This is a genomic window from Occallatibacter sp. (assembly GCF_049510455.1).
Lineage (GTDB): Bacteria > Acidobacteriota > Terriglobia > Terriglobales > Acidobacteriaceae > Telmatobacter.
This window is the reverse complement of record NZ_JBEKYX010000116.1, coordinates 1-12296: the sequence shown is the minus strand read 5'-3', so window position 1 is coordinate 12296 and position 12296 is coordinate 1. Positions and strand designations below refer to the sequence as shown.

Genomic DNA, 12296 nt, shown 5'->3' with positions numbered 1-12296 from the left:
CACTGCAACGACGCCAAAGCCGCCCGCGGATCAAAGCTCGACCGCCACGAGCACATCGGAAAGGGAACCATCGGCATAGAGCCATTCCGTCGTCTGCTCAACGACAAACGCTTCGCCCACGCCGCCTTTATTGCCGAAACCCCGGTAGATGAGCCCGGCGACGAGCTGCGGAATGTGGAGGCGTTGAAAGGTCTGGTAGCGTGATTTTTTGAAACAGGTTGCATAAAGTCCAGCGGGCATATTTGCATCCGTTGGAGACATTTTTCTGGCAATAAAACGCTTGACACACATGTGCGTGAAGTGTACTATTTAAATCATGGAAGCGCCTGAGACACTTCAAAAAGCGATTGCCTACTTCTCCGATCCGCAACGTTCGTTTGATGCTGCGGTTGATTTCCGCTGGCCCGGTGGCAACGTCACTTGTCCGCGCTGCGGACAGGCCAAGCACTCGTTTATCAAGACGCGCCGTCTCTGGTTCTGCTACGTCTGCAAAAAGCAATTCACGGTCAAGGTTGGCACGATCATGGAAGACTCGCCCATCGGCCTTGATAAGTGGATGATTGCCATGTGGATGCTGGCGAACTGCAAGAACGGCATTAGCAGCTATGAACTGGCAAAGGTACTCGGCATCCGGCAGAACTCAGCTTGGTTCATGCTGCATCGTATCCGCGAAGCCATGAAGGGCAATCCCGATTTCAAGCTGGGCGAAGATGAGGGCGGTCCTGTCGAAGTGGATGAGACCTTTGTGGGCGGGAAGATTAAGAACATGCACCGCAAACATATCCGTGAAAAGTATCACGGACAGGCCACAGGCGGAGCTAACACCAAGACTATTGTCATGGGTATGATTGACCGCAACAGCCGTCAAGTACGCACCAAAGTGATTCCGAATGTGAAGCGGGATACGTTGCAGGGTGAGATTCTAGCGAACGTTTCAAAACGCACTCCTGTGTATACAGACAATGCCATCGGCTATTACGAACTAGCCAAACAAGAATTCGTGCATGAGACGGTGAACCACCTTCAGGAATACGTTCGTGGGCAGGTTCATACGAATAGCATTGAGAACTTCTGGAGTCTGCTCAAGAGGACGCTGAACGGTACTTACGTAGCCGTGGAACCATTTCACTTGGACCGCTATGCAGACGAACAGGCATTCCGGTTTAACAACCGCGCTACAAAGGACAACAAGCTAACGGACTCCGACCGCTTCGCGCTGCTTATGTCTCAGGTTGGCGGCAAGCGTCTGACCTATTCAGAACTGACGGGCAAGGACACAGACTCACTCCACCGAGAAACGGCAGGGACGGGGCAAGAGGAACCGTTCTAAGCCTTGTCCTTGCCGCGAGTAGGCTTCACAGTGGGCTGTTTCTTCGGAACCGAAACCTTCGGAGCCTGGAGAACAGCCCGCGCCATTTTCTGAAAGTTCTCGCCAGCCTTATGGCCTTCGTGATATTCGTGTTTCATCCTTCCTATTATGCATCCATCCGACTTCAAATCGCTCCGTGGATTTCTTGAAAGTATTCGGAGCGAACTTACCTCAATGAGCTTGCAGTTGCAGGATCAAGCCAAAGGTATAAGAGATAGCGCCAAGGCCCAAGAAAATCAGCAGGAAGCTATAACCTCGGCAGTCTCGTTTCTGCACGAAACCAATAATGAGCGCATAGAAGAACAGCGAACAGAGGAAAGACGCCACACAGAAAATCTCACGCAGCAAAGATGGCTCACGGGGTGGACATGCGCTGCGTTCGCTGCCGCCGCAATATATGCCTTTTTCGCATATTTTCAGTTGCGCACTACAAACGCCACCTACGTCGAGATTAGGAGCCAAACCAACGCCGCTCAATGGTCCGCTTATAGTTCCTGCATGAGCGCCAACGCTGCTATTGACACCCTCAAAGAAATCAAGGATGGAGAATCGGACACTCATTCCACCACCATTGCCACGATTTACCAAAGCGAAGCGGCGATTAAGTCCCAGACTGCTAATGTTTTGATTAGTTTTCCTAGTACTGCCACTGTCCAAACATCTCCAGATGATCCGGGAAAATATATGATCCAAATTCCAGAAAGCATAAAGAACTGGGGAAATACTCCAGCCGCCGGGCTGCATCTCGAGATTAGGGTTGAATTTATTCCGATGGACCAAGCAATTGACTTCTCTTATAACAAAGAAAATTCGACTATCGGATACCTGCCGAGAATGAAACAAAACGAAGCTCTCCCTTCTGAAACGAAGAGTCCGTTTCCAGTTGCGCAACTCCTCGAACACCGTAGGCGCAAAGATATTTCCAGGCAAGAATGGGAGGTATTCCTTGAGGGAAAAACGCACTTCGTGGCAATAGGAAGAGTCACCTATGATGACATTTTTAACAAAAAACATTGGTCGCAGACTTGCTTTCTTTTCGATAGCCCGTCCCTCAGAAAGCCTAACGACACAATTTCTTTCGGAGATCAAAAGTGTACAGATTACAACAAGAGCGATAGTTCGGCAGTGCTTCCAATTCCATCTCGGGACCTTCCGAAAAAAGCAGATTCCATTCAAAATATCGACTGCAAAAAGCCGCCGGACAATTGAAGCGATTTTCACCTTTCACCGCAAATTCCGGTAGACGCTTATTGTTAAACCTCACGGCATAGACTCGATATGGCAACATGTGCGTCTACCGTTTTATTGCCGTTTTTCTCCCCCAAAAGTCCAACCAGCGGGTCAACTTCCGGGATAAGATAGTCTCGCCAGTCTCACACGCGGAGGTGTGCAATGTCCTCAAAATTGCTCCCATCCCTTTTCGCCCTTACGTTATCCGCACTCGCTCTTCCAGCGGTAGCGCAGCTCACGGTAACCCTGCCCGATCAGAAGCCCCATCCATATACGGCGGAGTTCAAAACAACGACAGTCCAAACGCTGCCCAACGGCACAACCATCACGCGTCAGTCCACGCAGATTGATGCCCACGACTCCGCCGGCAGATTCATGAATTCCACAACTCAGGAAACGCCGCTCACGAATGGGCAGCAATGGACAAATGGACACGCGAATGACCCCGTGGCCTCGACAAGTACAAATTGGGAGTCGAACTCAAAGAAAGCCACGATTATCCATCTTCCCGCACAGGAAGAGCGAAAGGGCTGCTGGGCAAATGACGCGGGAACCTTCCGCACTGCCTATGGCGGACAATCGCTTGCTCCGTCTCCCGCAGTGCGCTTGGCAGAGGGCCATGCGCAGGCACGCCCCACCACTGAAAATCTGGGAACCACCACCATACAGGGTGTCGAAGCCACAGGACGCCGCACTACCACTACCATTCCCGCCGGTCAGGCAGGCAACGATCAGCCCATCGTCATCACGCACGAGCGCTGGATGTCCAGAGGTCTGGGCGTCGGTCTTGTCCTTCGCTCCATCGACGATGATCCGCGGTCTGGTGTCACAACGCGTGAAGTGACAAATCTCACCCAGGGCGAGCCCGATCCCGCGCTTTTCCAACCGCCGGACGGTTACGAAGTCAAGACGGAAGAACTGCATCAGGTAGCCTGCGCACAGTAGCCGCCGGCACTTTATCAGGCAACTGCGGGAAGAGTTCGCGTACAATTGCGGAGCAAAAAGGAGATCGTTTCATGCAGGCTCTTCTCAAACCATCCGGCACTGCTTTGCTCACTCTGCTATTGTCCGCTTCGATCTGCGCCCAGGCTCCCAAAACCACCACTCCGCCCAGCCATACACAGGCCCTGCTTGGAGTGTGGAACTATGAAGGCAACAAACTCATCGCCATGGCGGAAGACTTCCCGGAAGACAAGTACGACTACAAGCCGAATTCCACCCAGCGATCCTTTGCCGAACAGCTCCTGCACGCCGCCGGCGGAAACTACTTCCTCATCAACCCCGCCAAGGGGATGAAACCTCCCACTGGAGACCCAAAGCGCTCCGATTTCAAGTCCAAGGCTGAAATTGTCGCCTACGTTCGCAAATCTTTTGCCGCCGGAGCCGAGCTCATCAAGGCCAAGGGCGATAAAGGCTTGGACGATGTCATCCCCGACGGAGAATCAGGTGAGCCGGTCCACTTTGGAGACAGCGCCTGGGGATGGGTCGTCCATTCCGGCGAGCATTACGGCCAGCTCGTCGTCTACTACCGCGTACTCGGCATGGTCCCGCCCGAGTCACGCCCGCGTAAGTAGCCGGCAACTCGCCGCCATTTACACTAGATACTTATGGCGGACGAGAAAGAACTGCGATACGACCCGGCAACAATCGAACCAAAATGGCAGGATCGCTGGGCAGCCGATCCCACCCTATATGCGGCGGACCCGCATGACAGCGGCAAGCCCAAATACTACGTGCTGGAGATGCTGCCCTATCCCAGCGGCCAGCTCCACATGGGCCACGTGCGCAACTACTCCATCGGCGACGCCCTTGCGCGCCACATGTGGATGCGCGGCTACAACGTGCTTCACCCCATGGGCTGGGACGCCTTCGGCCTGCCCGCGGAAAACGCCGCGCTAAAGAACAACACGCCCCCGCGCGAGTGGACGCTCTCCAACATCGCGGGAATGAAACGGCAATTTGAGCGTCTCGGGATGGGGTTTGACTGGTCCCGCGAAATCACCACCTGCCTGCCCGATTACTACCGCTGGAACCAGTGGTTCTTTCTGCGCATGTATGAGCGCGGCCTGGCCTATCGCAAAAAGAGCAAGGTGAACTGGTGCCCGGAGTGCTGTACCGTCCTCGCCAACGAGCAGGTCATCGATGGGCGCTGCTGGCGTCATGAAGACACCATCGTCGAGCTGCGCGATCTGGAGCAATGGTTCTTCCGCATCACCGCGTACGCGCAGGAGCTGCTCGACGGCCTGGACAAGCTCACCGGCTGGCCGGAAAAAGTGCGCACCATGCAGCGCAACTGGATTGGCCGCAGCGAGGGCACAGAGATTGACTTCACCGTGGAGGGTAGCGGCGAAAAAATCCGCGTCTTCACCACCCGCGTAGACACCATCTTCGGCGCTACCAGCGTGCAGCTTGCACCGGAACACGCAATTACCAAGCAGTTCACCGCCTCAGACGCCGATCTGAAAGCTAAAGTCAACGAGCTGATCGACGAGCAAAAGAAAGCGCGCGAGACCGGCGACATTGGCGCGATTGAAAAGCACGGTGTGCCCACAGGCCGCTTCGCCATCAATCCGTACAATGGTGAGCGCGTGCCCATCTGGGTCGCCAACTACATCCTGGCCGACTACGGCACCGGCGCCATCATGAGCGTTCCCGGCCATGACGCCCGCGACTTCGAGTTCGCCGAGAAGTACGGCATCCCAGTGCTCCGCGTCATCGCTCCGTCCGATCCACAAGTAGAGGAGCCGGCTCTGCCGTATCTCTCAGAAGACGGCATCCTCATCAACTCCGGCGAATACAACGGCCTCACCTGCGACGAAGCGCAGCAGCGCCTCCAGCACATTGCAAAGGAGCAGGCATTCGGCGAGGCCACCATCACCTTTCGCCTCAAGGATTGGGGCGTAAGCCGCCAGCGTTACTGGGGAACGCCGATTCCCATGATTCACTGCGAAACGGACGGCATCGTTCCAGTGCCGGACGATCAGCTCCCCGTCATCCTGCCCGCAAATATCGAAATCACGCAGACCGGCGGCTCGCCGCTCTCGCGCGTGCCGGAGTTCGTTAACGTCACCTGCCCCAAATGCGGCGGCCCGGCAAAGCGCGAAACCGATACCATGGACACCTTCGTCGATTCAAGCTGGTACTTCTACCGCTACGTTGACGCAAAGAACGATGTCGAGCCATACGCTCCCGCCAAGGCGCAGCACTGGTTTCCCATCGATCAGTACATCGGCGGCGTCGAGCACGCCATCCTGCACCTCATCTACTCGCGCTTCTGGACCAAGGTTATGCGCGACCTTGGCATGATCCTCAACGACGAGCCCGCGCAGCGCCTCTTCACGCAGGGCATGGTCATCAAAGACGGCGCGAAGATGTCCAAGTCTAAAGGCAATGTAGTCTCGCCCGACGAGATGGTGGCCCGCTTCGGCGCCGATTCTGCGCGCATGTACGCGCTCTTCGCAGCTCCGCCCGACCGCGACCTCGACTGGCAGGAAGATGGAGTCGCAGGCGTCAGCCGCTTCTTGGGCCGCGTCTGGCGACTCACCACCAAACACGCAGAGGCAGCGCGCTCCGCCAAAGGCCAGCCTGTAGCGGACCCGAGCGGCATTTCGCTGAGACTGCTCCGCAAGCTGCATCAGACCATCGCCAAGATCACGCAGGACTTCGCAGGCCGCTGGCACTTCAACACCTGCGTGGCCGCCATCATGGAGCTAGTCAACGAGATCCAGGCCGCCGATGCGCAGCTTGCATCCGGAGAAGTTCCCGCGCCTGTCATCCGCGAGCTGCTCACCAACCTCGTGCTGCTGCTCGCGCCCTTCGCGCCATACATTGCGGCGGAGTTGTGGGAGGAGCTTGGCGGCGAGGGCGCAGTGCTGCGCGTGCCGTGGCCCACGAGCAATCCAGCTCTCGCCAAAGAAGACGAGATCGAAATATCCGTGCAGTCCAATGGCAAGCTGATCACCGTCATTCGCGTTCCCGCTGACGCCGAAGCCAAAGCCATCGAAGCTACAGCGCTAGCCGATGAAAAGGTCAAGGCTCGCACAGCGGGTAAGACCATAGCCAAGGTCATCGTTGTTCCCGGCAAGACGGTGAATCTTGTCGTCAAGTAGCATGCAGCCGCAACAACAACTGCGCGGAACTCAGACCATGGTCGGTCACATGAGCTGGGTCATCGCGCGGCCTTCACTTACCGCGCTGGAAGTCGCATGGCGCTGGCTCATAGGCGCGCCGCTGCTCCTCATCTGCTGGACTCAGGCGCAGAAAATTATTGCCGCCGTGCCGCCGGAGAGCACCGGCCTTTCCGCCATCAACTGGCAGAATCCCTGGACGGCCTCAATCAAGCTCGCTGAAGCCTGGGTGACATATCAGCCGCACGTGGCCGCGGTGCTGCAGTGGCTCGCACCCGTCGCCGCGCTCGCATGGATCGTAGTCTCCGGCATCGGCCGCAGTCTCGTATTGAAGCGTATAGAGCCACGCCTGCCCCTGCGCCTGCTCTCCATGATCCTGCTGCAAGCCGCATGGTTAGCCGTGCTGATACTCACAGGCTGGGCGTGGTGGGCTTCTTTGAGCTGGGCCGGCCAAACGCACATCAACGTCACAGGCGAACCGGATCTCGTCGGCTACACCGTCTGGGCCGTCTTTCTCTCGCTCGGATTCTTCACGCTCTGGGCCTTCATCAGTTGGATCGTGACGATTGCGCCCATGCTCATGCTTCTGGAAAACTGCAGCCCTGTCACAGCGCTCATCCGCAGCCTCAATCTCGGCAAAGGCCTCACCGGCAAGCTCGTCGAGATCAATCTTGTCATGGGCATCGTCAAGCTCGCACTGCTTGTTGTCGCAATGGTCTTCTCCGCCGTGTTGATCCCATTCAGCGAAGAGGTAGGCGCAAGCGCGCTGCATCTTGAGTGGATCGTCGTCACGATCTTTTACTTCATTGCCGGCGACTACTTTCAAGTGGTGCGGTTGAAAGGCTTCATCGAGTTCTGGCGCGTCTATCGCGGCCCGAAGCTCCACTGACGCAACCTACTTTACCGCTGGACCGTCATGTTCCGCCATCTCCTTCAAAAATGCCGCGCTCAGGGTTCCTTTATCGTGCGCAATCGGCAGCAGCGTCGGATAGAACTGCACAAACGTAGTATCCGCAGCGGCATGCGCGGCATGGCAGGTATAGCAGGATGCCCCTGCAGGAATCAGCGTCCCGTTACCTCCGGGCTTATCAAAATCGAAGAACGCCCACTTGCCCGGAAACCGCTTTTCATCCTTCACATGCACCTCAAGCCCCATTACATCCATGCCCTGAAAGTGCCCATGTTGATTGATTGAGCCCTTGTCACGCGCCTCGCGTACTTCGAGCACCATCATCGTCTTATCCGGCCACGTTCCCGTCGCCAGAAAGCTGTGATACGCCTCTGGATTCACAAACACGTTGTCGAAATTCGGCGCGTCCTCAGCCTTCGCCGTATAGCTCATCCCAAGGCCTGTGCTGAGATACACCCACTCTCGATAATTGGCCGGCACCACCATCTCACCGCTGGCTAAATATACGGGAGAATTAGCTGAAGCAGCCTGCGCAACCTTAGCCGGGCGCAGCAATACAGCAGTGCTACAGGCCACAAGACAAATCATCCCTGCAATAACAAGCGAACGATGCACAGTGAACTCCTGCAGCAGGAATACGCACGCGCAAAGCAGAAAGTTCCCCCCTCAGTGAAAGTAAAAAGTAAAGCAGGGCCTTCGCTCCGCTTGAAACGGCTACGGTCTGGATGAGATAGCGGGTTGTTTTACTGAACGGGGTTGAATTGCCCTTGAAGTTCTACCAACTGTGAAGCCATTCGGTTTTGTCATCGATGCGGTCGCGGCCGATGCGGATGGGTGCGTTGAAGAGATCGGAGAGGCGGGTTTCGGTGAGGAGTTCTTCGCGTGGGCCGTCGGCGAGGATGCGGCCCTGCTTCATGAGGATGACGCGGTCGATTTCGGGGAGGATGTCGCCGAGGTGATGCGTCACGAGGACGAGGCCGGTGCCTTCCTGCGCGAGGCGGCGCATGGTTTCGCGGAGTTCGCGCTGGGCGGCGAGGTCGAGTGCGTTCGATGGCTCGTCGAGTAAAAGCTGGCGGGGACGATGGACGAGGGCGCGGGCGATGAGGATGCGGCGCTTTTCGCCGGCTGACATTTCACCGACGAGCTGCTTAGAGAGGTGAAATGCTTCGATGCGCTTGAGGGCTTCGATTGCGCGGCTGCGCATTTCTTCTGTTACGTGCAGGTTGGGCCAGAGAGTGGATGCGGAAAAGAAGCCGGCGATGACGGCGTCGAGGCCGGTGGTGACGGCGGTGCGTTCGCCGGGTAGATCCACACCGACGACGCCGAAGTGCTTGCGGAGCTCGGTTAGGTCCCAGCGGTCGCGGCCGAAGATGCGGACTTTCATGGCGGGCTGGTCTTTTTCCGTCTGGATGAGGGGGTAGATCTGGCAGTTGATGGTGAGGATGAGGGTGGATTTTCCGCAGCCGTTGGGGCCGAGGATGGCGACGTGTTCGCCGGCTTGGATGGTGAGATTGATGTCGTGGAGGACGATGCGCTCGCCGCGGGCTACGTTGACATTTTCAAGTTCGAGGAAATTAGTTTGCGATGCAGCGGTTGTTGCGCTCTCCGGCATGGGGTCCTCATTTGCTAGATTAAATTGTCGGCTTGATTGACGTGGGTTCGGTGAAGTGGGTTTGTACAGGGGCTAAAGCCCGACGTCTTTTAAGTCGCATTAACGGCACGACTGAAGTCGTGCCCTGTTACAAAGCAAATTCACGCTGACTTGCTACCGTTGTGGAACGAGTCTGAAGTTCAGGGGATTATGAGCGATATTTCTTCATTTCTGATACCGAAGGGTTTTCGGTTTGGCGCAACGAAGGCGGGCCTGAAGAAGAGCGGGCGCGCGGACTTTTCGTTGATTGTGGCGGATGCGCCGGCGAGCGCCGCGGCGGTGTATACGGCGAACAAGGTTAGCGCGGCTCCGCTGGCTATTGACAAGGAACATCTGCGCGCTACGGGCGGCAAGGTGCGCGTGGTGGCAATTAACGCGGGCAATGCGAATTGTGCCGCGGGGCAGGCGGGTCTGGATGCGGCGCGGGAGACGTGTGCGTCGGCGGCGCTGGTCTTTGGCTGCAAGGCGGAGGAGGTGTTTCCTTCTTCGACGGGGGTTATCGGCGTGCCGCTGCCGGTGGAGAAGCTGATTGCGGTGATGCCGGGAATGGCGCTGCAGATGGGCGCGGAGAGCGATCATTTTCAGCAGGTGGCGCAGGCGATGCTAACGACGGACCTGGTGGAAAAGTCGGCTTTTGCGCGGTTTGAGCGCGATGGCAAAGAGGTTCGGATTGCGGCGGTGGGCAAGGGGTCGGGGATGATTCATCCGCAGCTTGTGCCCCATGCCACGATGCTGGTGTATGTGCTGACGGATGCGGAGATTGAGCCGGCGGTGCTCGATGGCTACCTGCGCGGCGCGGTGGATGTGAGCTTTAACCGCATCTCTGTGGATGGGGATACTTCGACGAACGATACGGTGCTGCTGCTGGCCAGTGGCGCTGGCGGGGCGAGGATTTCCGCAGGCGACGCGGAGTTTGATGCGGCCCTGAGACAGGTCTGCACTTCACTGGCGAAGCAGATTGTGGCGGATGGCGAGGGCGTGACGCATGTGGTGGAGCTGCGGATCGATGGCGCGGTGAGCGATGCGGATGCGCTGAAGGCAGCGAAGGCGATTGCGCATTCTCCGCTGATCAAAACGGCATGGGCGGGGTGTGATCCGAACTGGGGCCGGCTGATGGCGGCGATTGGGTATTCCGGTGCGGAGATTGATCCCGAAAAGATTGATATATGGTTTGGGGATTTGCGGATTTGCCGGGATGGCGGGCGCGCGGAGGAGCTGGATCAGGCTGCAGCGCATGAGTATTTGAAGCAGAGTGAGTTCTCTATCTCGATCCAATTGCATCAGGGCGACGGGAAGTGTGTCTTTTGGACGACAGACCTGACGAAAGAATATGTGGCGATCAATGCGGATTATTCGACGTAGGTTTTTTTCTCGACGAATAAAATCCCGCAGGGGCTAAAGCCCAGTGAATGTCTGGTCTTTTTCGGCACGACTGAAGTCGTGCCCTGTTACAAAGCAAGACGAAGTCGATTTGTTAGGCAGTGCCTGGCGCGGGTTACAATCGCAGCACTGAATTGAAATTTTAGGAATCTGAATGGCTACGAAGAGCAGTAAGCCGAAGGTGAAAGTGTCCGCAAAGGCAGAGAAAAAAGAAGAATTTTCGCTGATTTCGAATGCGACGCTGAAGGCGCTTTATGCGGATTTGAAGAAGAGCCGCCGTGCGGCGAAGGACGGCGCGTACGATGCGCTTCCGGCGGGCGCGCGTATGGATCTGACGGATGGCGATGTGGTGGCTACCGCTGGAACTGGGTTCGATTCGGCTGTAGGCGCGGCGCTACTGGCGAAGACGCGCAAGAACGGCAAGGTGGGCGTGATTTTTGGTGAGGCGGCCGCGGAGGCATTTCAGGATGCGCTTGTGACCGCGAAGCAGTATGCGCTGCCTCTGATCTTTGTGAGCCGCACCCATGCAGCAGATGAGATTGCAGAGAAGCGAAGTAAGTCCGGGAAACATGTGCCGGCTGAGGGGCATTTGCCGCGCATGTATGTGGATGCGAACGATGTGGTGGCGGTGTATCGCGTGGCGCATGAGGCGATTGACCGGGCGCGGCGCGGGCGAGGGGCTACGTGGATTGAGGGGATTCCGTTTAAGCCGGAGGGCAAGCGGTTGAAGGCGGATGCTGTGGCGGGGATGGAAGCGTATTTGCGGGGGAAGGGGCTACTGTAAAGCGGGGAACGAGGGAACAAGGGACCGATAGAAGCAAAGATAAAGCAGGGAACATGAACGGATTCGTTACGAAGTTCACTATGTTCGGATCTCTCGTCTGCTTGAATTGCACAATTCATGCGCAGGATAGCGGGGATGCGCTTTTGCACCGAGCTGCTTCTTGTTTGGTTGCGAAGGGGTTTTTTACTTCAAGCAAGTCACAGAAAACGCTCGGCTATATTCTTGATACGAAATCTTATCCGGGCGAAAAAATGCTTTATGTTGTGGACTATGTGAACCCATCTCGATCCGATGGATTTGTTTTCACAATCTTTTTGAGCGAACGCAATGAACGCCAGAATTTCAACATTCAAAACAACGCTCAATTTAAGCTCTCAAATCGTGGAGATGATGGCGTTTCGTTCGTGACTCCTCCCCTTGGGGGCACATGGACGCAAGAGCATCTCATATCTGCTATCAAGCAGATTGAAAAGCAGCCCAAGATTACGATTTCAGTTGAAAGCATAGCGAAAACGGACTCCTCGTTTGATTGCGAGGCATATACCGATCCTCAGCCGAAGCCAACAGTAAAATAGCAGCGTGTATTTTTACTTTGCTCTTGGGTGTGTGTCGTCGTAGACGCGGGCTAGTTGAGTGGCGGTGAGCTGGGTGTAGCGCTGGGTGGTGGAGAGGCGCTCGTGACCCAGTAATTCCTGTATGGCGCGGAGGTCTGCGCCTTCTTCTAACAAGTGAGTTCCGAAGGCGTGGCGCAGGGTGTGCGGATGCACGTCCGATGAGAGGCCGCGCAGGATGGCGATGCGCTTGACGATGCGGCCGACGGAGCGCGTGGTGAGGCGTGCCTGGCC

General features: G+C 56.6%; 14 protein-coding genes. 10 read left to right on the top strand and 4 right to left on the bottom strand.

The window, feature by feature from the left end; all coding sequences use genetic code 11:
- Together ABSG47_RS18085 and ABSG47_RS18080 are read left to right on the top strand one after the other, a co-directional pair.
- Window positions 1-204: TIM barrel protein (locus ABSG47_RS18085; RefSeq protein WP_424171112.1), on the top strand; the 204-nt coding region annotated here is incomplete at its 5' end.
- 112 nt (window positions 205-316) lie between these two features.
- Entirely contained in the window at window positions 317-1330 is a 1014-nt protein-coding gene (locus tag ABSG47_RS18080; RefSeq protein ID WP_424171110.1) for an IS1595 family transposase, read from the top strand.
- Here the strand turns inward: ABSG47_RS18080 and ABSG47_RS18075 are convergent.
- A complete protein-coding gene (locus ABSG47_RS18075; protein ID WP_424171108.1) occupies window positions 1327-1467 on the bottom strand; it encodes a hypothetical protein in 141 nt (46 codons plus the stop codon). The genes ABSG47_RS18080 and ABSG47_RS18075 overlap by 4 nt on opposite strands.
- A 76-nt stretch (window positions 1468-1543) precedes the next feature.
- Here ABSG47_RS18075 and ABSG47_RS18070 point away from each other — a divergent pair, with 76 nt between their 5' ends.
- The 5 genes from ABSG47_RS18070 to ABSG47_RS18050 all read left to right on the top strand — a co-directional run bounded on the left by ABSG47_RS18070 (window position 1544) and on the right by ABSG47_RS18050 (window position 7615).
- A complete protein-coding gene (locus ABSG47_RS18070) occupies window positions 1544-2578 on the top strand; it encodes a hypothetical protein (protein WP_424171106.1) in 1035 nt (344 codons plus the stop codon).
- A gap of 183 nt (window positions 2579-2761) precedes the next feature.
- Window positions 2762-3544 carry a hypothetical protein gene (locus tag ABSG47_RS18065; protein WP_424171104.1) on the top strand — a complete coding sequence of 261 codons (783 nt, stop codon included), beginning with the start codon at window positions 2762-2764 and terminating at the stop codon, window positions 3542-3544.
- Between the two features lie 71 nt (window positions 3545-3615).
- Window positions 3616-4173 carry a DinB family protein gene (locus ABSG47_RS18060; RefSeq protein WP_424171102.1) on the top strand — a complete coding sequence of 186 codons (558 nt, stop codon included), beginning with the start codon at window positions 3616-3618 and terminating at the stop codon, window positions 4171-4173.
- Between the two features lie 33 nt (window positions 4174-4206).
- Window positions 4207-6708, top strand: coding sequence for a leucine--tRNA ligase (gene leuS / locus ABSG47_RS18055; protein ID WP_424171100.1), 2502 nt, complete (start codon window positions 4207-4209; stop codon window positions 6706-6708).
- Entirely contained in the window at window positions 6695-7615 is a 921-nt protein-coding gene (locus tag ABSG47_RS18050; RefSeq protein ID WP_424171098.1) for a hypothetical protein, read from the top strand. The genes leuS and ABSG47_RS18050 overlap by 14 nt, the downstream gene beginning before the upstream one ends.
- Window positions 7616-7621: 6 nt before the next feature.
- Here the strand turns inward: ABSG47_RS18050 and ABSG47_RS18045 are convergent, their stop codons facing one another.
- Complete coding sequence (locus ABSG47_RS18045; protein WP_424171097.1) at window positions 7622-8251, bottom strand: cytochrome P460 family protein; 630 nt, start codon at window positions 8249-8251, stop codon at window positions 7622-7624.
- A 160-nt stretch (window positions 8252-8411) separates the two neighbouring features.
- Window positions 8412-9248 (bottom strand): ABC transporter ATP-binding protein, encoded by an 837-nt coding sequence (locus ABSG47_RS18040; protein WP_424171096.1) that lies wholly within the window; start codon window positions 9246-9248, stop codon window positions 8412-8414.
- 189 nt (window positions 9249-9437) lie between these two features.
- On the opposite strand from ABSG47_RS18040, the gene argJ reads away from it, so the two are divergent.
- The 3 genes from argJ (at window position 9438) to ABSG47_RS18025 (ending at window position 12026) form a co-directional block, all read left to right on the top strand.
- A complete protein-coding gene (argJ, locus tag ABSG47_RS18035) occupies window positions 9438-10649 on the top strand; it encodes a bifunctional glutamate N-acetyltransferase/amino-acid acetyltransferase ArgJ (protein WP_424171095.1) in 1212 nt (403 codons plus the stop codon).
- A gap of 172 nt (window positions 10650-10821) precedes the next feature.
- Entirely contained in the window at window positions 10822-11451 is a 630-nt protein-coding gene (locus tag ABSG47_RS18030; protein ID WP_424171094.1) for a thiamine pyrophosphate-dependent enzyme, read from the top strand.
- 53 nt (window positions 11452-11504) lie between these two features.
- Window positions 11505-12026 carry a hypothetical protein gene (locus ABSG47_RS18025; protein WP_424171093.1) on the top strand — a complete coding sequence of 174 codons (522 nt, stop codon included), beginning with the start codon at window positions 11505-11507 and terminating at the stop codon, window positions 12024-12026.
- 12 nt (window positions 12027-12038) lie between these two features.
- On the opposite strand, the gene ABSG47_RS18020 is transcribed toward ABSG47_RS18025, so the two are convergent.
- Window positions 12039-12296, bottom strand: a 258-nt coding sequence (locus ABSG47_RS18020; protein ID WP_424171092.1) for a tyrosine-type recombinase/integrase, incomplete at its 5' end; no start/stop codon positions are given.

Excerpts from the sequence above, each read along its gene's own strand:
- ABSG47_RS18080 (WP_424171110.1), top strand. The coding sequence starts at position 317 with ATGGAAGCGCCTGAGACACTTCAAAAAGCGATTGCCTACTTCTCCGAT.
- ABSG47_RS18075 (WP_424171108.1), bottom strand. The coding sequence starts at position 1,467 with ATGAAACACGAATATCACGAAGGCCATAAGGCTGGCGAGAACTTTCAG.
- ABSG47_RS18070 (WP_424171106.1), top strand. The coding sequence starts at position 1,544 with ATGAGCTTGCAGTTGCAGGATCAAGCCAAAGGTATAAGAGATAGCGCC.
- ABSG47_RS18065 (WP_424171104.1), top strand. The coding sequence starts at position 2,762 with ATGTCCTCAAAATTGCTCCCATCCCTTTTCGCCCTTACGTTATCCGCA.
- ABSG47_RS18060 (WP_424171102.1), top strand. The coding sequence starts at position 3,616 with ATGCAGGCTCTTCTCAAACCATCCGGCACTGCTTTGCTCACTCTGCTA.
- leuS (WP_424171100.1), top strand. The coding sequence starts at position 4,207 with ATGGCGGACGAGAAAGAACTGCGATACGACCCGGCAACAATCGAACCA.
- ABSG47_RS18040 (WP_424171096.1), bottom strand. The coding sequence starts at position 9,248 with ATGCCGGAGAGCGCAACAACCGCTGCATCGCAAACTAATTTCCTCGAA.
- argJ (WP_424171095.1), top strand. The coding sequence starts at position 9,438 with ATGAGCGATATTTCTTCATTTCTGATACCGAAGGGTTTTCGGTTTGGC.
- ABSG47_RS18030 (WP_424171094.1), top strand. The coding sequence starts at position 10,822 with ATGGCTACGAAGAGCAGTAAGCCGAAGGTGAAAGTGTCCGCAAAGGCA.
- ABSG47_RS18025 (WP_424171093.1), top strand. The coding sequence starts at position 11,505 with ATGAACGGATTCGTTACGAAGTTCACTATGTTCGGATCTCTCGTCTGC.